The 17,380-nt window shown below is 64.7% G+C and carries 18 protein-coding genes; 15 read left to right on the top strand and 3 right to left on the bottom strand.

Translation table 11 applies throughout. The features are described 5' to 3' along the window. Positions 1-35 precede the first annotated feature (35 nt). From ACR9YP_RS00255 to ACR9YP_RS00240, 4 genes are all read left to right on the top strand, one after another. The gene (locus tag ACR9YP_RS00255) at positions 36-185 is read left to right on the top strand and encodes a DUF6869 domain-containing protein (protein WP_438104707.1); all 150 of its coding nucleotides are present in this window, start codon (positions 36-38) and stop codon (positions 183-185) included. A gap of 105 nt (positions 186-290) precedes the next feature. After that, entirely contained in the window at positions 291-1,211 is a 921-nt protein-coding gene (locus ACR9YP_RS00250) for a metallophosphoesterase (RefSeq protein WP_438104708.1), read from the top strand. A 131-nt stretch (positions 1,212-1,342) separates the two neighbouring features. Continuing rightward, positions 1,343-1,792 (top strand): tol-pal system-associated acyl-CoA thioesterase, encoded by a 450-nt coding sequence (gene ybgC / locus ACR9YP_RS00245; protein ID WP_438104709.1) that lies wholly within the window; start codon positions 1,343-1,345, stop codon positions 1,790-1,792. A 78-nt stretch (positions 1,793-1,870) separates the two neighbouring features. Next, positions 1,871-2,338, top strand: a complete 468-nt coding sequence (locus tag ACR9YP_RS00240) for a nuclear transport factor 2 family protein (protein WP_091880555.1) — start codon at positions 1,871-1,873, stop codon at positions 2,336-2,338. Between the two features lie 173 nt (positions 2,339-2,511). Here the strand turns inward: ACR9YP_RS00240 and ACR9YP_RS00235 are convergent, their stop codons facing one another. Further along, complete coding sequence (locus ACR9YP_RS00235) at positions 2,512-3,216, bottom strand: type 1 glutamine amidotransferase (RefSeq protein WP_438104710.1); 705 nt, start codon at positions 3,214-3,216, stop codon at positions 2,512-2,514. Positions 3,217-3,269: 53 nt separating this feature from the next. Beyond that, complete coding sequence (locus ACR9YP_RS00230; RefSeq protein ID WP_438104711.1) at positions 3,270-4,196, bottom strand: LysR substrate-binding domain-containing protein; 927 nt, start codon at positions 4,194-4,196, stop codon at positions 3,270-3,272. Between the two features lie 273 nt (positions 4,197-4,469). Between ACR9YP_RS00230 and ACR9YP_RS00225 the strand changes: the two genes are divergently transcribed. From ACR9YP_RS00225 to ACR9YP_RS00180, 10 genes are all read left to right on the top strand, one after another. Continuing rightward, positions 4,470-5,504 (top strand): ABC transporter substrate-binding protein, encoded by a 1,035-nt coding sequence (locus tag ACR9YP_RS00225; RefSeq protein WP_474218782.1) that lies wholly within the window; start codon positions 4,470-4,472, stop codon positions 5,502-5,504. A 26-nt stretch (positions 5,505-5,530) separates the two neighbouring features. Continuing rightward, on the top strand, positions 5,531-6,571 hold the full coding sequence (locus tag ACR9YP_RS00220) for an ABC transporter ATP-binding protein (protein WP_474218781.1): 1,041 nt from the start codon (positions 5,531-5,533) through the stop codon (positions 6,569-6,571). Then, a complete protein-coding gene (locus ACR9YP_RS00215; protein WP_474218780.1) occupies positions 6,568-7,443 on the top strand; it encodes an ABC transporter permease in 876 nt (291 codons plus the stop codon). Before ACR9YP_RS00220 ends, ACR9YP_RS00215 begins: the two co-directional genes overlap by 4 nt. After that, positions 7,440-8,246 (top strand): ABC transporter permease, encoded by an 807-nt coding sequence (locus ACR9YP_RS00210; RefSeq protein WP_438104713.1) that lies wholly within the window; start codon positions 7,440-7,442, stop codon positions 8,244-8,246. The genes ACR9YP_RS00215 and ACR9YP_RS00210 overlap by 4 nt, the downstream gene beginning before the upstream one ends. 12 nt (positions 8,247-8,258) lie before the next feature. Beyond that, positions 8,259-9,395 carry an NAD(P)/FAD-dependent oxidoreductase gene (locus tag ACR9YP_RS00205; RefSeq protein ID WP_438104715.1) on the top strand — a complete coding sequence of 379 codons (1,137 nt, stop codon included), beginning with the start codon at positions 8,259-8,261 and terminating at the stop codon, positions 9,393-9,395. 31 nt (positions 9,396-9,426) lie between these two features. Continuing rightward, positions 9,427-9,723, top strand: coding sequence for a (2Fe-2S)-binding protein (locus ACR9YP_RS00200; RefSeq protein WP_438104716.1), 297 nt, complete (start codon positions 9,427-9,429; stop codon positions 9,721-9,723). Next, on the top strand, positions 9,720-11,138 hold the full coding sequence (locus ACR9YP_RS00195) for an FAD/NAD(P)-dependent oxidoreductase (RefSeq protein ID WP_474218779.1): 1,419 nt from the start codon (positions 9,720-9,722) through the stop codon (positions 11,136-11,138). The genes ACR9YP_RS00200 and ACR9YP_RS00195 overlap by 4 nt, the downstream gene beginning before the upstream one ends. Then, entirely contained in the window at positions 11,135-12,256 is a 1,122-nt protein-coding gene (locus tag ACR9YP_RS00190; protein ID WP_438104720.1) for an NAD(P)/FAD-dependent oxidoreductase, read from the top strand. The genes ACR9YP_RS00195 and ACR9YP_RS00190 overlap by 4 nt, the downstream gene beginning before the upstream one ends. A gap of 15 nt (positions 12,257-12,271) precedes the next feature. Beyond that, positions 12,272-12,619, top strand: coding sequence for a RidA family protein (locus tag ACR9YP_RS00185; RefSeq protein WP_438104721.1), 348 nt, complete (start codon positions 12,272-12,274; stop codon positions 12,617-12,619). Positions 12,620-12,789: 170 nt separating this feature from the next. Then, the gene (locus ACR9YP_RS00180; RefSeq protein WP_438104723.1) at positions 12,790-14,403 is read left to right on the top strand and encodes an ABC-F family ATP-binding cassette domain-containing protein; all 1,614 of its coding nucleotides are present in this window, start codon (positions 12,790-12,792) and stop codon (positions 14,401-14,403) included. A 184-nt stretch (positions 14,404-14,587) separates the two neighbouring features. On the opposite strand, the gene ACR9YP_RS00175 is transcribed toward ACR9YP_RS00180, so the two are convergent. Next, positions 14,588-15,916 carry a dicarboxylate/amino acid:cation symporter gene (locus ACR9YP_RS00175; RefSeq protein ID WP_438104725.1) on the bottom strand — a complete coding sequence of 443 codons (1,329 nt, stop codon included), beginning with the start codon at positions 15,914-15,916 and terminating at the stop codon, positions 14,588-14,590. A 126-nt stretch (positions 15,917-16,042) separates the two neighbouring features. On the opposite strand from ACR9YP_RS00175, the gene ACR9YP_RS00170 reads away from it, so the two are divergent. Beyond that, the gene (locus tag ACR9YP_RS00170; RefSeq protein WP_438104726.1) at positions 16,043-17,362 is read left to right on the top strand and encodes a solute carrier family 23 protein; all 1,320 of its coding nucleotides are present in this window, start codon (positions 16,043-16,045) and stop codon (positions 17,360-17,362) included. Positions 17,363-17,380: the final 18 nt, after the last annotated feature.

Here is a 17,380-nt window from a genome sequence, read left to right as displayed (position 1 = left end):
GCTATCCCTGCTGGCCGTGGGGTCCCCTCGAAGACGTGATCAGCGCGGGGACGATCGGCCGCATCGAGCGTGAGGCGCGTGTCAATGAACGTTTTCGCGATCTGCTCGGCGGCGTCTGGTACTACCGCGCGCCCGGCGATGTGAGGACGCGGCTGGATGCGCTGATTGGCGAGAGCCGCTGGTAATTTCTGTGCAGGCGTTTGCACCAGGATGCAGACGGTCTGCATGAACGCACCCCAATTCCGCTTCAATCGGGTCGCATCGAGAAGCAGCATCACCATCGAGCGTCCATGATCACTCGCCGCCATCTCATCCGTTCCATTGGCGCCCTGTCCGCCCTCGGCGCCTCGACTGCGGCCTATGGTGTCGGCGTCGAGCCGATGCTGCGGCTCCGCGTTACCCGCTACCATCCGATGCCGCGGCAGTGGCCGGCGGATCTTCCGCTGAAGATCGCTGTCATCGCCGACATCCATGCCTGCGATCCCTGGATGCCGCTGGACCGGATCGAGGCCGTCGTCGACCGCACCAACGCGCTGAAGGCTGATATCATCGTGCTGCTCGGCGACTATGTCGCCGGCCTGCACCAGGTCACGCGTATCATCCCGTCGAGCGAATGGGCCAGAGTGCTGGCCGGCCTCAAGGCGCCGCTCGGCGTCCACGCCGTCATGGGCAACCACGATTATTGGGACGACAAGACCGTGCAGCGGGCCGGACTTGGCCCGACCATCGCGCATCGCGCACTGGAAGCCGCCGGCATCCCCGTCTACGAGAACGATGTCGTGCGCCTCACCAAGGACGGCCGACCGTTCTGGCTCGCCGGTCTCGGCGATCAGCTCGCCTTCCTGCCGGCGCGACGCTTTCGCAGCATGGTGCATTTCGGTGCCGACGATCTCAACGCAACGCTCGCCAAGGTCACGGACGACGCGCCAATCATCCTGCTCGCGCATGAACCCAACATCGCGCCGCGTGTGCCCGCGCGCGTCGCGCTGCAACTGTCCGGCCACACCCATGGCGGCCAGGTCCGCCTGCTCGGCTGGTCGCCGGCGGTTCCGGCGCAGCATGGCATCCGGCTCGCCTATGGCCATGTCCGGCTGAAATGCGACGTCATCATCTCCGGCGGCCTCGGTTGCAGCATCATGCCGCTCCGCGTCGGCGTGCCGCCTGAGATCGTCGAGGTGACGCTGGGGCGAACCGCACCGGTTGTGTCCTAAAGCGTTTTCGAGCGAAGTGGACACCGGTTCGCGTCAAGAAAACGCGACAAACAAAAAAACCACCACGCTTGCGCGACCGCCTGTTTTTGCGCAAAACGGGCGGGTTACAGAGAAGCGAAGAGGCTCGCGACGTGACAGCTCATCTCGACGGCGAGATCCGCGACGGCCGCCACCACATGCAGGTCCGTGTCTATTACGAGGACACGGATTTTTCGGGCATCGTTTATCACGCCAACTATCTGCGCTACATGGAGCGCGGGCGGACCAATCACCTGCGGCTGATGGGCGCCGAGCAGCAGGCGCTGTTCGAGCAGCCCGAGACGGAAGGCGCCGGCTTCGCCTTCGTGGTGCGCTCGATGCATCTGGACTTCCTCAAGCCCGCGCGGATGGACGACGTGCTCGACGTCGTGACCTGGCCGATCGCGGTGAAGGGCGCCTCCATCATGCTGGGGCAGGAGGTGAGGCGTGGTGAGGACGTGCTGGTGAAAGCGGAGGTGCGCGTAGCCTTCATCAGCGGCGGCCGCGCGCAGCCGATTCCGAAATCGATCCGGACCTTGATGAAGGCCGATCTGATTTCGTGATCGCCTGATTTGTAATGGCCTATCGACTCCGCCAATTGCAGCGATAGATTGCGGCCCCAACCAACCGATGAGGCCATCATGTCGCGCCCGCCGCTTCCGCCTTTCACCCGAGAGACCGCTGCGCAAAAAGCGCGCATGGCCGAGGACGCCTGGAATTCGCGCGATCCGGCGCGCGTCGCGCTCGCCTATACCGAGGACAGCCGCTGGCGCAATCGCTCGGAGGTATTTCAGGGTCGCGAGGCCATCGTCGCCTTCCTCACCCGCAAATGGGAGAAGGAGCAGGACTATCGCCTGATCAAAGACCTCTGGGCCTTCGACGGCAACCGCATCGCGGTGCGCTTCCAGTACGAATGGCACGATGCCGGCGGCCAGTGGTATCGCTCCTACGGCAACGAGCAGTGGGAGTTCGACGAGCACGGCCTGATGAAGCGGCGAGAGGCCTCGATCAACGATATTGCGATCGGCGAGAAGGACCGCCGGTTTCACTGGCCCGCGCCGGGGCCGCGGCCGGCGGATGTGGCGGGGCTTGGAAGCGATCCGTTCTGAGGTGCTTTCTCTCCCTCTCCCCGTTCTTACGGGGAGAGGGTTGGGGTGAGGGGCTGCTTCAGCAAATTCGATGGCAGACGGACTCGCGGGGAGTCCCCCTCACCCGGATTGCTCAGGCGCGCAATTGCGCGCCAAAGCAATCCGACCTCTCCCCGCAAGCGGGGCGAGGTGAATCACCGCCGCGCCAAGAACCTCGTAATCGCCCCGCCGAGCTTCGCATTGTCCATCGGCTGCGCCAGCGACTCCCGCGCCGTGGCGACGACATCATCCGGTGCCTTGCCGTCGCGTAGATCGCAGCAGACTTGCGCGAATTCGACGTCGAATTCCGGATGCGGCTGCACGGTCAGCGTGGTGCCGTTGGCGTAGAGCAGGCCGGCATGCGGGGTGAATTCCGACGAGAGGATCGTCAGCGCATCGATCGGCGGTTCGATCACCTGGTCCTGGTGCGAGGCGGCGATCGCGACCGCTTCGCCGTCGACCACGCCGTTCTCCGGCAGCACCTGATAGACGTGACGGCCGATGCCCCAGCCCTTCTCCGACTTGCGCACGGTGCCGCCGAGCGCCTGCGCGATCAGCTGATGGCCGAAGCAGACGCCGACCATCGGTGTCTTGTTGGCGTAAGCCGTGCGCACGAAATCTTCCAGCGGTGCGATCCAGTCGAGCCCGTCATAGACGCCGGCCGCCGCGCCGGTGATCAGCACGGCCTCCACGCCGCGCGGATCGGGCAGCGCATCACCATTCGGAATGCTGACGATGTCGACTGTAGCCGTCGGGTCCTCGGCGCGGATCATGCGCTCGAACATGTCCGGAAACGAGCCGTGGCGCTCGCGATGCTTTTGAGGAACGAGCCCGGTCTCGATGATGGTGATGCGTGCCATGTGCTGCCCTGCGGAGACAGGGAAGATACAGCAGGACCTGCACGACGTCCAAGTCAGCCGGGCGCAAAACCGTGTGCGGACTGGTCCTCGAGCTCAGTGAGCGCCTTGCGCATGGTCTCGACCAGATCCAGCGCCACCGGCGAGGGGCTGCGCTGCGCGGGGAAGACGGCCGAGAACTCGAAGTCGATGCGCGGCAGGAAGCGGCGCACGACGACGCCGCGCGTGGCAAATTCCTGCGCGGTGAAGGGATCGCAGATCGATACCCCAAGTCCCGATGACACCATGCCGCACATGATCTCCGACAGCGTGGTCTCGACCCTGAGCACGCGGCGGACATCGTGGCGGTGGAAGGCCTGGTCGACGAGGTGCCGGCTCGACGATCCCGCCGAGAGCGAGATGAAGTTCTCGCCCTCGAAATCACGTGGCTGCAGCACTTCTTTCTCCGCCAGATGATGTCCGGTCGGCAGCACCGCGACACGCGCCAGCGCCGGCAGCCGCAAGCTTGGCAGGCCGGAATGGGCGATCGGCACCTCGGCAAAGCCGATGTCGCACTGGTTGTTCAGCACCCAGTCGACCACGATCGGCGAGATCACGCCGAAGAAAGCGAGGTTGAGGTTGGGCCGCTCCTTCAAAAAGTGTCCGGCGAGCCGCGGCAAATAGCCGTTTGCCAATGCCGGCAGCGCGGCAATGCGCAGCGAGCCGGTGCGGCGGCCGCGGATTTCTTCGGCGGCCGCGGTGATGCGTTCGAGACCGACGAACGAGCGCTCGACTTCCGTGTAAAGCGCCATCGCCGCCGCGGTCGGCACGAGGCCGGTGCCCCGTCGTTCGAACAGCTCCATCTTCAACAGCGCCTGGAAGTCGCGCAGCAAGCGGCTGACGGCGGGCTGCGTCACCACCATCAGCTTCGCTGCCTCGGTGACGCTCCCGGTCAGCATCGTCGCCCGGAAAGCCTCCACCTGCCGCGAATTGATCCGCACCATCCCGCAATCCATTCATAACATCTCGGCATGCAGAGGGTGCCATTATTCATTGGACGATGGAAGTATACGTCTGCGATCTTTTTCATCAGAGCTGGAGCCAGCCCGCTTTTTCGGCAGATTGGAGGGATTCCACCCTTCAGATCGCGCCAAAACCCGCCGAACAGGGGCCGGAGCCCTGATCGGCGAGGAATTTGCGCGGAAGGAAATGCGGAAGGCGCTTCGGCCGGAGACTTGTCGGCACGTCACCTCATTCCGGTATGGAGATCGGTCCACATGAAGACTTCTCGCCTTCTGACTGCGCTTAGCATCGCGGCGCTCATGGCCGCCTCGTCGGCCGCCTCGGCCCAGCAACAGACGCTTTACGTCGCCGGCTACGGCGGCTCGTTCGAGAAGACGATCCGCGACGAGGTGATCCCGACCTTCGAGAAGGAAAACGGCGTCAAGGTCGAATACGTCGCCGGCAATTCCACCGACACGCTGGCCAAGCTCCAGGCGCAGAAGGGCAACCAACAGATCGACGTCGCCATCGTCGACGACGGTCCGATGTACCAGGCGATCCAGCTCGGCTTCTGCGGCAAGCTCGGGGGACTGCCGGCCGAACTCTACGACACCGCGCGTTTCAAGGATGATCGTGCGGTCGCGATCGGCATCGTCGCCACTGGCCTGATGTACAACACCAAAGTGTTCAAGGAGAAAGGCTGGGCGCCGCCGACCTCCTGGAACGACCTGAAGGACGCGAAATACGCCAAGCAGCTCGTGATCCCGCCGATCAACAACACCTATGGCCTCGAAGCGCTGGTGATGCTGTCGAAGATGAACGGCGGTGGCGAGACCAACGTCGATTCCGGCTTCAAGATCTTCAAGGAGCAGATCAATCCGAATGTGCTCGCCTACGAGCCGTCGCCCGGCAAGATGACCGAGCTGTTCCAGTCCGGCCAGGCCGTGATCGCGGTGTGGGGCACCGGCCGGGTGCAGAGCTTTGCCAACACCGGCTTCCCTGTCGACTTCGTCTACCCGAAGGAAGGCGCTGCGACGCTGCTGACGACAGCCTGTCCGATCAACAAGCCCAACGCTTCGCCGCTGGCCGCGAGCTTCGTCAAGATGCTGCTCGATCCCAAGATCCAGCTCGTGATGCTGAAGGACTACGGTTATGGCCCGGTGCTGAAATCGCTGGTGATCCCGCCCGAGCTCGGCAAGATGGCGCCGATCGGCGAGCGCGCGGCCAAGCTCTATAATCCGGACTGGACCGTCATCAACGAGAAGCGCGAGGAGTGGACCAAGCGCTGGAACCGCGAGGTCGAGCGCTGATCTGATCGTCACAGCGGAGACAGCGCATGGCCTATCTCGAGCTCGATCGGGTCGCAAAACAGTTCGGCACGCAGACTGTGGTCGATGACTTCAGTCTGTCGGTGGGGAAGGGGGAGTTCATCTCCTTCCTTGGCCCGTCCGGCTGCGGCAAGACCACGACGTTGCAGATGATCGCAGGCTTCCTTGATCCCACGCGCGGCGCGATCCGCCTGGAGGACAAGGATCTGACCGCGATTCATCCGGCCAAGCGTGGGCTCGGCATCGTGTTCCAGAGCTACGCGCTGTTTCCGCACATGACGGCGGCGGAGAACGTCGCGTTCGGTCTCGAGATGCGCAACGTGTCGCGCAATGAGCGAGCCGAGCGCGTCCGTGCCGCGCTCGCAATGGTCGGCCTTGCCGGTTACGAGGACCGTCACCCGCGCCGAATGTCCGGCGGCCAGCAGCAGCGCGTAGCGCTGGCCCGTGCGCTGGTGATCAAGCCGAGCGTGCTGTTGCTCGACGAACCGCTGTCTAATCTCGACGCAAAGCTGCGCGAGGAGATGCAGATCGAGCTGCGCCAGATCCAGCGCACCATCGGCACCACCACGATCCTCGTCACCCACGACCAGAACGAGGCGATGTCGCTATCCGATCGCATCGTGGTGATGAGCCAGGGCCGCATCGAGCAGATCGGCACGCCGCAGGAGACCTATGAGATGCCGGCCTCGGCCTTCGTCTCACAGTTCCTCGGCAAGACCAACGACTTTGCGGCGACGATCGATCGGACCGTCACGCCGGCGCGGCTGACAGCGGGCTCCTGGAGTGCGCCGGCACCGGCCGGCCTCAATGGCCCGGTAACCATCAGCATCCGCCCCGAGCGCATCGGTTTTGGCGCTGCCGGCCTCAGCGCAAAAATCGTCACCCGCATCTTCCAGGGTAACCACTGGCTGTTCCAGTGCGACAGCGAATGCGGCCCGGCGATCGTGATCCGCCAGAATGATGGCAACGCCCAGCCAACCGAAGGCGAGGCCGTTCATTTCGCCTGGCGACCGGAGGACATGAGCGTGCGCGCGAGGGGCGTCGCATGAGCGCGGCCGCCGAGGAACGCAGCGCGCGTGCGCCATGGGCCCTGACGGCGCCTGCCTTGATGCTATTCGTCGGCGTGCTGCTGATCCCGCTGGCGATGACCGTGATGCTGTCATTCCACGATTGGGGCCAATACAAAGGCATCGAGCCGGTCTTCATCCTCAAGAATTGGCACGAGATCGCGACCGATCCCTATTACGCCGAGATGTTCTGGCGGACGTTTCGGATCGCGATCCTGACCACATTCCTCACCGCCGTGCTCGGCGCACCTGAAGCCTACATCCTCAACCGCATGAGCGGCCGATGGAAGAGCTTCTTCCTGCTGATCATCCTCGGGCCGCTGCTGATCTCCGTGGTGGCGCGCACGCTCGGCTGGGCGCTGCTGTTCGGCGGCAATAACGAACTCGTCAACAAGCTCTTGATGTCGCTCGGGGTGATCCGCTCCCCCATTCCCTTCATGTTCACCGAAACAGGAATGGTGGTTGCGCTCGCGCATGTGATGATGCCGTTCATGGTACTGTCGGTATGGGCCGCGCTGCAGCGGCTCGATCCGCAGATCGAGAATGCCGCAATGTCGCTCGGCGCGAGCCCTGCGACCATCATCCGCCGCATCATCATGCCCCAGATCATGCCGGGCGTGCTCTCGGGCGCGATCATCGTGTTCTCGCTCTCGGCCAGCGCCTTCGCGACGCCGGCGATCATCGGCGGCCGTCGGCTCAAGGTCGCCGCGACGCTCGCGTATGACGAATTCCTCAACACGCTGAACTGGCCGCTGGGGGCTGCGGTCGCGACGCTGCTGCTGGTCGCACTGGTGCTGATCGTCGTCGGCAGCAACGCGCTGATCGAACGCCGTTACGCGGAGGTGTTCCGATGAGACGGAACGGCCCGCTCGCGCTGATCTTCCACACCCTCTTCGTCATCGTCATGGTGGCACCGATCCTGGTCGTCTGCCTCGTCGCGTTCACACCCGAGGGCTTCCTGTCGCTGCCGACCAACGGTTTTTCGCTGCGCTGGTTCAGGACGATCGCGAACTACCCCGAATTCATCCACGCCTTCTGGGTCAGCCTCGGCCTCGGGGCGCTGTCGTCCTTGGTGGCTTTGCTGTTCGCGGTGCCTGCGGCGCTGGCGATTGCGCGCTACCGCTTCCGCGGCCGCGATGCGCTGGCGGCGCTGTTCCTGTCGCCGCTGATGATCCCGCATGTCGTGCTCGGCATCGCCTTCCTGCGCTTCTTTACCTCGGCCGGACTTGGCGGCAGCTTTGCGGCGCTGATCATCGCGCATGTCATCATCGTGTTTCCGTTCGCGCTGCGGCTAACGCTGGCGGCGGCGACAGGGATGGATCTCTCGGTCGAGATGGCGGCGGTCTCGCTCGGCGCGGGCGGCTGGACGCTGTTCGGCCGTGTGACCTTGCCGCTGATCCTGCCCGGCGTCATCAGCGGCTGGGCACTCGCCTTCATCCAGTCCTTCGACGATCTCACCATGACCGTCTTCCTCGCGGCGCCCGGTACCGAGACGTTGCCGGTGCGCATGTTCCTTTACATCCAGGACAACATCGATCCGCTGGTGACGTCGGTCTCGGCCTGCGTGATCGCGATCACCATGACCGCCCTCATTCTGCTCGACCGCTTCTACGGGCTCGACCGTGTGCTCGCTGGCAAGGGCGATACGGGACGATAGGAGAAGAACCCTATGTCAGGAGATTACGACGTCGCCGTGGTCGGCGGCGGCTTGCTCGGCTCCGCCATTGCCTGGGGCCTCGGCCGGCTCGGCAAGCGCGTGGCCGTGCTCGACGAAGGCGACATCACCAAGCGCGCTTCGCGCGCGAATTTTGCGCTGGTCTGGGTGCAGAGCAAGGGACTCGGCATGCCCGCCTATACGGTGTGGACCGTGCAGGCGTCGCAGGCGTGGGGCCGGCTGGCGTCGGAGCTGAAGCAGCAGACCGGGCTCGACGTCTCTCTTCAGCAAAATGGCGGCTTCCACCTCACGCTCGGCGAGGACGAATTCGGCCAGCGCACGGAACTGGTCAAGCGCATGCACAACCAGGTCGGTGCGGCCGACTACAAGATGGAGATGCTCTCCGCATCCGACGTGAAGAAGTCGCTGCCGCTGATCGGCCCGGAAGTCTCAGGCGGCAGCTATTGCCCGCTGGACGGCCACGTCAATTCGCTGCGCACGTTCCGCGCCTTTCACACCGGCTTCATTGCGTTCGGCATCGACTATTTTCCGGAACGGCCGGTCTCGGCGATCAGCAAGAGCGGCGGCGAATTCCGCCTGACCACGCCGAAAGGCGAGCTGCGCGCCGCCAAAATCGTGCTCGCCGCCGGCAATGCCAACCAGACGCTGGCGCCGATGGTCGGACTCTACGCGCCGATGGGCCCGACCCGCGGCCAGATCGTGGTGACCGAGCGCACCATGCCGTTCCTGCCGCACCCGCTGACCACGATCCGCCAGACCGACGAAGGCACGGTGATGATCGGAGACAGCAAGGAGGACGAGCTCGATGACCGCGCGCTGAAACATTCCATCAGCGCCGTGATGACCGATCGCGCCCAGCGGATGTTCCCGCATCTGTCGCGGCTCAATGTCGTCAGAAGCTGGGCCGGCATCCGCGTCATGCCGCAGGACGGCTTTCCGATCTACGACCAGTCGGAGACGCATCCCGGCGCCTTCGTCGCCTGCTGTCATTCCGGCGTGACGCTCGCCTCCAACCACGCCTTCGAGATCGCGCGCATGGTGGCGCAAGGCGCGCTCGAGCCCGAGCTGGTCGGCGCGTTCTCGGCCAGCCGTTTTGGCGGCGCCGGTGCTGCGAACAACAGCGGCTATTAAAGATCCAAGGAAGGAGCCAAGAGGCATCCCCATGTTTAGACGATCCGAACAGGACAAGCGCCCAAACGTGCAGATCTTCGTCGACGGCGTCGCCGTCGCGGCACGTCAGGGCGACACCGTCTCCGCGGCGCTGCTGGCCTCCGGCTGCGACGCACGGCGCTCCACTGCGGTCAGCGGCGCGCCGCGTCTGCCTTACTGCATGATGGGAGTGTGCTTCGATTGCCTCGTCACCATTGACGGCGTCGGCAACCGGCAGGGCTGTCTCGTGCCTGTCGCCGAGGGCATGCAGGTCGAGATCCAGAAGGGCAAGCGGGAGATCGGAAAATGACTGTGGCTCCCAAGCGCGAAGCCTACGACGTCGTGGTAATCGGCGCCGGTCCCGCCGGCCTCGCGGCCGCTGCGACATCCGCCGAAGCCGGGCTGTCCACGCTGCTGCTCGACGAGAACATCGGCCCCGGTGGCCAGGTGTTTCGCGCCATCTCCTCCACGCCAGTGACTGAACGTAGTCAGCTCGGCGCCGATTATTGGGTTGGTGCCGACCTCGTGCAGGCGCTGTGCGCGAGTAGCGCCGAGGTCATCCATCGTGCGACCGTCTGGAGCCTCGACCGCAATCTCGAGATTGCTGTCTCGATCGGTGGCGCCTCTGCCTTCGTCAAGGCGCAGCGCGTGATCCTCGCGACCGGCGCGCTGGAGCGGCCGTTTCCAATTCCCGGCTGGACGTTGCCGGGCGTGATGACGGCGGGCGCGGCGCAGACGATGCTGAAATCGTCGGCGCTGGTGCCTGATGGCCGCACGGTGATCGCAGGGCAGGGGCCGTTGCTCTGGCTGCTCGCCGCGCAGATCCTGCGCCTCGGCGGTCGGATCGACCGCATTCTCGACACCACCGAGCGCGGCAATTATTTCGCCGCGCTGCCGCACGCCTTCGCCTTCCTGACCTCGCCCTATTTCACCAAAGGCCTGTCGATGATGCGTGAGGTGAAAGCGAAGGTGCAGGTCGTCTCCGGTGTCACCGAGCTTGCTGCGTCCGGCGACGGTCAGCTCGCGAGCGTGAGCTATGTCGCCGGCGGCAAGCGCGAGACCATTCCTGCCGATCTGTTGCTGCTGCATCAGGGCGTCGTGCCCAACGTCAATCTGGCGATGGCGGCCGGCATCGAGCATCGCTGGGATGATTTGCAATTGTGCTGGTCGCCGGTGCTCGATGCGAACGGGGCTTCGTCGGTCGCGGGCATCGCGATCGCCGGCGACGGTGGCGGCATCGGCGGCGCGAACGCGGCCGTGGTGCGCGGCCGCATCGCGGCGCGCGCGGCGGTGGAAGCGCTGGCGCCAGCGGCTGCCGCGAAGCTCACATCGATGGCAGCGCTTCGTGCCGATCTTGCCAAGGCCGAGCGTGGCCGCGTCTTCCTCGATACGCTGTTCCGCCCCGCGCAACAGTTCCGCATTCCCGCAGGCGACACCATCGTCTGCCGCTGCGAGGAAGTCACCGCAAAGGACGTTCTCGACTCCGTCGCGATCGGCGCGACGGGGCCGAACCAGCTCAAGGCCTATCGCCGCACCGGCATGGGGCCGTGCCAGGGCCGGCTCTGCGGCCTCACCGTCACCGAGCTGATGGCGCAGGCGCGCGGGAAGGCGCCGCAGGAGATCGGCTATTACCGGCTGCGCGCGCCGGTGAAGCCGATCACGCTCGCCGAGCTCGCCGCCGTCCCCAAGAGCGAGGCCGACGTCAAGGCGGTGGTGCGCGGATGACCAAAAACGTGGATGCGATCGTCGTCGGTGGCGGCATCCACGGATGCTCGACCGCGCTGCATCTGTGCCTTGCCGGCATGAAGCCGGTGCTGATCGAGAAGGATTATGCCGGCCGGCACGCGTCCGGCGTCAACGCCGGCGGCGTGCGCCAACTCGCCCGGCACATCCCCGAGATTCCGCTCTCGATCCGTTCGATGGGGATTTGGGAGAAGATCACCGAGCTCGTCGACGACGATTGCAGCTTTGAAAGCCATGGCCAGGTGCTCGTCGCGGAGAACGAGGAGGAGCTTGCGGTCTGCCGCGCGCGCGTGGCCGAGCTCAATGCGCTCGGCTTCACCCATGAAGAGCTGATCGATGCGGCCGAGCTGCGGCGGCTTGTGCCCGCGGTCGCCGAGACCTGTCCCGGCGGCGTGGTCTCGCGTCGCGATGGGGCTGCCAATCCGGCGCAGACGACGACCGCGTTCCGCCGCAAGGCCGAGCAGCTCGGCGCGACGGTGCGCGAGGGCGAGGCCGCCGGCAACATCCGGCGGAATGACGGTCTCTGGCATGTCGACGTCGGCTCGGACACCTATGCCGCACCGGTGCTGGTCAACGCGGCGGGCGCCTGGGCCGGCAAGATCGCCGCTGCGCTCGGCGAGCCCGTGCCGGTCGAAACCGTCGCGCCGATGCTGATGATCACCTCGCGCGTGCCGCACTTCATCGATCCCGTCGTAATCCTGCGCGGCCGCAAATTGTCCTTCAAGCAATTCTCCAACGGCACCGTGCTGATCGGCGGCGGCCATCTGGCAACGCCCTACCAGGACCGCAACGAGACGGTGCTCGACTGGAAGAGCCTGGCCATCAGCGCGCGCACCGTGTTCGAGCTGTTTCCGGTGATGCGCAGCGCGACGATCGTGCGGGCCTGGGCCGGCATCGAGGCGAAGATGAAGGACGACATCCCCGTGTTCGGGCCGAGCTCGCGTCACCAGGGCCTCTATCACCAGTTCGGCTTCTCGCTGCACGGCTTCCAGCTTGGTCCCGGCGCCGGCGCCGTGATGGCCGAGCTGATCGTCAACGGCGGCACCCAGACCCGCGTCAGTGATCTCGGCATCGACCGCTTTCATCCTTCCACGATCTAGGAACAAGAGGACATCATGAGCATCACCCGCAGCATCCGCACGCCGATCATGCACCGCGCCGTCGAGGCCAACGGCTTCGTTTTCCTCGGCGGCATCATCGCTGACGACACCTCGGTCTCGATGGGCGAGCAGACGCGCAACATCCTCGGCAAGATCGCCGGCTATCTGAAGGAAGCCGGCACCGACAAGTCGCGCGTGGTCAGCGCCTCGATCTTCGTCACGGATCTCTCCAAGAAGAAGGAGATGGACGCGGCCTGGACCGAGTTCTTCGGCGACAATCTGCCGACCCGCGCAACCGTCGGCGTCGCCGACCTCGGCGGCAATGCGCTGATCGAGGTGGTGGTGACCGCGCTCAAGGGCTGATCGCGCAGATGGATAGGGACGTCAGCGCTTCTCTGCGCTGTCGTCTCCTCGAACTGCGGCTTGATCTTGCACTTCTGCCGCACTAGTTAGAGAGTTCTCAACCAGGAACTTCGCAGCCATGGATTTTACCCCGACCGCAAAGCCCATCCGCCTTGCTCACGGGGAATTCCATGCCTGCTTCGATCGTCCTGTCGAACCTGTCGCTGTCCACGCCTGACGGCCGTTCGCTTCTTTCCAACATCGATCTGACATTTGCGGCCGAGCGGACCGGTCTCGTCGGCCGCAATGGCGTCGGGAAAACAACGCTGCTTGCATCGATTTTGGGCGAGCATGTTCCGCAGTCCGGGCGCATTGTTGTCAACGGCAGTATCGGCCTGCTGCGCCAGGACGTGCAGGTCTCCGCGGGCGCGACCGTGGCTGATCTGTTTGGCGTGCGGTCGGCGCTGGAGCTGCTGCGCCGTGCCGAGCGCGGGCATGCCTCGGCCGACGAGATCGCCACGATCGACTGGACGCTCGAAGCGCGGCTTCAGGCCGCGCTGGCGCGCCTCAGGTTCGATCCGTCTCCCGAGACTGAGCTGTCCCGACTGTCCGGCGGCCAGATCACGCGGGTTCGTCTTGCTGCACTGATCTTCGCTGAGCCCGACTTCCTGCTGCTGGACGAGCCCACCAACAATCTCGACCAGGACGGACGCGAGGCGGTGACCGCGCTCGTCGCTGCCTGGCGCGGCGGCGCGATCGTCGTCAGCCATGACCGGAACTTACTCGAAACGATGGACGCGATCGTCGAGCTGACGTCGCTCGGGTCAACCCGATATGGCGGCAATTGGAGCAGTTTTCGCGCGCAGAAGGCCGTCGAGCTCGCGGCGGTTAGGCACGATCTCGCGGATGCTGAGAAGCGTCTCGCCGAAATTGACGGGAAGGCGCAAGAGGCTACGGAACGGAAGGCGCGCAAGGACAGCGGCGGCAGGAAGAAGCGCGCCAAGGGCGACATGCCGCGCATCCTGGCCGGCGCGCGCAAGGATCGCAGCGAAGATAGCGGCGGCAAGACCGCGCAAATCGCCGAGCGGCGGCGCGCGGAGGCGCTCGCGGCCGTCGACACCGCGCGCCGGCGCGTCGAGATAATTCAGCCGTTGTCGGTGAAACTGCCCGCGACTGGCCTGCCGGCGAGCAGGGAGGTGGTTTGGCTCGACGGCGTCAGCGCCGGCTATCGACCGCAGCAGCCGGTCTTGCGCGATCTCTCGCTCGCGATCGTCGGGCCGGAGCGCGTTGCGGTCGTCGGGCCGAACGGCTCCGGCAAGACAACGCTGCTGAAACTCATTGCCGGCGAGTTGCGCCCAGTCTCGGGTGCGGTGCGGGTCAGGCCCGACTTCGCGCTGTTCGACCAGAAAGTCAGCCTGCTTGATCCCGCGATCTCCATCCTGGACAATTTCGGCCGTCTCAATCCAACGGCAGGTGCGAACGAGTGCCATGCCGCCCTGGCTCGTTTCATGTTTCGCGCCGATGCTGCCTTGCAGATCGTGGGAAGCCTGAGCGGCGGACAAATGTTTCGCGCGGGCCTTGCCTGCGTGCTGGGCGGCTCAAAGCCGCCGTCCCTGCTGATCCTGGACGAGCCGACCAATCATCTCGACATCGAGTCCATCGAAGCGGTCGAAGCGGGCCTGAGGGCTTATGACGGCGCGCTGCTCGTCGTCAGTCACGACGAGGCATTCTTGCAGGCGATCGGGATCACGCGCCGGCTCGAACTTGCCGGCAAGGCGCTTCGCGTCAATGGCGGGATCATCTGATCCCGCCTTACGTCACGATATAGCGGCTAGTCCTGGCGGAGATTTTCAAAAGCCCGACGCCCTGCCCCCAGCGCGTCGGGCTGAAAGATTGACTATCAATCGGTGATCCCAACGCCATTGTTGTGACGCGTATCTCACCGTTTTTCCATTCCGGGAAACTACCGCGTCGGAACCGGGCGTGGTGCTATGCACTGCCGCCCGGTTCCAGCGCCTCGCCGATCTCCAGCGGATGGGCCATGGTCTCGTGCAGGGCGTCGCGGTCGAGCTCGCCTTCGGAGAGGCTGATGACGACGCAGGCGACTCCATTGCCGATCAGATTGGTCAGCGCACGGCATTCGCTCATGAACTTGTCGATGCCGACCAGGATCGCGATCGACTGGATCGGGATATCAGGCACGATCGAGAGTGTCGCGGCGAGCGTGATGAAGCCGGCGCCGGTGACGCCCGACGCACCCTTCGAGGTGATCATGGCGATGCCCAAAATGCCGAGCTCCTGCCAGATGGTCAGATGGGTGTTGGTGGCCTGCGCCAGGAACAGCGTCGCCAGCGTCATGTAGATGTTGGTGCCGTCGAGATTGAAGCTGTAACCGGTCGGGATGACGAGGCCGACCACCGAGCGCGAGGCACCGAGATGCTCCATCTTCTGGATCATCTGTGGCAGCACCGTCTCCGAGGACGAGGTACCGAGCACGATCAGCAGCTCGTCCTTGATGTAGGCGATGAAGCGCAGGATCGAGAAGCCGGCGAGCCGGGCGATCGCACCCAGCACGATCAGCACGAACAGGATGCTGGTCAGGTAGAACGTGCCGATCAGGGCGGCGAGGTTGAGCAGCGAGCCGAGACCGTAGGCGCCGACGGTGAAGGCCATCGCGCCGAAGGCGCCGATCGGCGCCACGCGCACGATGATGCGGATGATGCCGAAGAACATTTTTGCGGCCTTATCGATCGCGTCCGCGATGGGCTCGCCGGCCTTGCCGAGGAAAGCGATGGCGAAGCCCGACAGAATCGAGATCAACAGCACCTGAAGCAGATCGCCCCGCGCGATGGCGCCCAGATAGCTGTCGGGGATGATCGCCATCAGATGGGCGACGATGCCCTCTTCCTTGGCCTTGGTGACGTAGGTCGCCACCGAATTCGGATCGATCGTGGCGGGATCGATGTTGAAGCCGTGCCCGGGCTGGAGAATCTCGCCGACGAGCAGACCGACCGCGAGCGCGACGGTCGAGACCGTCTCGAAATAGATCAGCGACTTCAGCCCGACGCGGCCGACGCGCTTCAGATCGCCCATCGAGGAGATGCCGTGCACCACGGTGCAGAAGATCACCGGTGCGATCATCATCTTGATCAGCGCAATGAAACCGTCGCCGAGCGGCTTCAAGGCCTTGCCGAGATCGGGATAGAAATAGCCAATGAGCACGCCGAGCGCGATCGCGATCAGCACCTGGACGTAGAGGATCTTGTACCAGGGCTGGTGCCGGCGGAGGACGGCTGGCTGGATCGCGACTTGTGTCATATTGTAGGCCCCGGAACGTATTGATCTTGCTTGATTTGCATCATGTGATGGCCGCTGCGGAAGCGACAATCACATTTTTGTCGGATCGCACGAAGATCGATCACTGCATCGCAACTCGGGGGAAACATGTCGATTGCAACAGGCTCCGACGAGCAAACGCAAGGCTATTTTCCGCGTTGGAAACTGAAGACCTCGGGCGTGATCATGCCGGAGGAGCGGCTGTCCTGGAGCCAGACCATTGTCTCCAGTCTCCAGCATTGCGTCGCAATGTCGGGATCAACGATCATCGCGCCGCTGCTGATGGGGTTCGATCCCAATGTTGCGGTCCTGTTCTCCGGCATCGGCACGCTGATCTTCTTCGTCATCGTCGCAGGGCGCGTGCCGAGCTATCTCGGCTCGAGCTTCGCATTCATCGCCGTCGTCATCGCTGCCACCGGTTATGCGGGGCAGGGGCCAAACCCGAACCTGTCAGTTGCGCTCGGCGGCATCGTCGGAGCCGGAGTGCTGTACGGCCTGATTGCTCTGATCGTGATGTGGTCGGGCGTCGGCTGGGTCGAGAGGTTGCTGCCGCCGGCCGTCACCGGCGCCGTGGTCGCCGCGATCGGTCTCAATCTCGCGCCTGTGGCTGTGAAGGCGGTGAGCGGAGGCGCGTTCGACACCTGGATCGGGCTTGCGACCGTTCTGATCATCGGCGTGGTCGCCGTTGCCGCACCAAGCCTGTGGCGCCGGCTGCCGATCATTGTCGGTGCCATCGGCGGATATCTTTTGTACCTGCTGTTCGCGAACGGACTCGGTTTCGGCAAGCCGATCGACTTCGCGCAACTTTCGGCCGCGCCGTGGTTCGGCGTGCCCAACTTCACCGCGCCGAGCTTCCATGCCGATGCAATCTTCCTGATCGCGCCGGTTGCGATCATTCTCGTCGCCGAGAATCTCGGTCACATCAAGGCCGTCGGCGCGATGACGGGCCGGAGCCTCGATGCCTATCTCGGTCGCGCCCTGTTTGCCGACAGTCTCGCGACCATTGTGGCGGCCTGCGGCGGCGGCACCGGCGTCACCACCTATGCCGAGAACATCGGCGTCATGGCGGCGACGAAGGTCTATTCCACCTTGTTGTTCGCGTTCGCAGCCACGGTGTCGATCCTGCTCGGCTTCTCGCCGAAATTCGGCGCGCTCATCCTGTCGATCCCCGGCCCCGTCATCGGCGGCCTCTCGATCGTGCTGTTCGGGTTGATCGCGGCGATGGCGGGACGGATCTGGGTCGAGAACAAGGTCGACTTCGCAAATCCCGCAAACCTGATGACCGTCGCGGTGGCGCTCACCGCAGGCGCCGGCGATCTCACGCTCAAATTCGGTGCGTTCACAATCGGCGGAATCGGCACCGCGACCTTCGGTGCCATCATCCTCTACCAGATCCTGACCTCGCCGCTCGCCCGCCACGCCAAATGAATCACAGCAATGCGTTGA

This window comes from Bradyrhizobium sp. BR14999, assembly GCF_056106085.1.
This window is presented reverse-complemented; position numbering and strand designations above follow the sequence as displayed.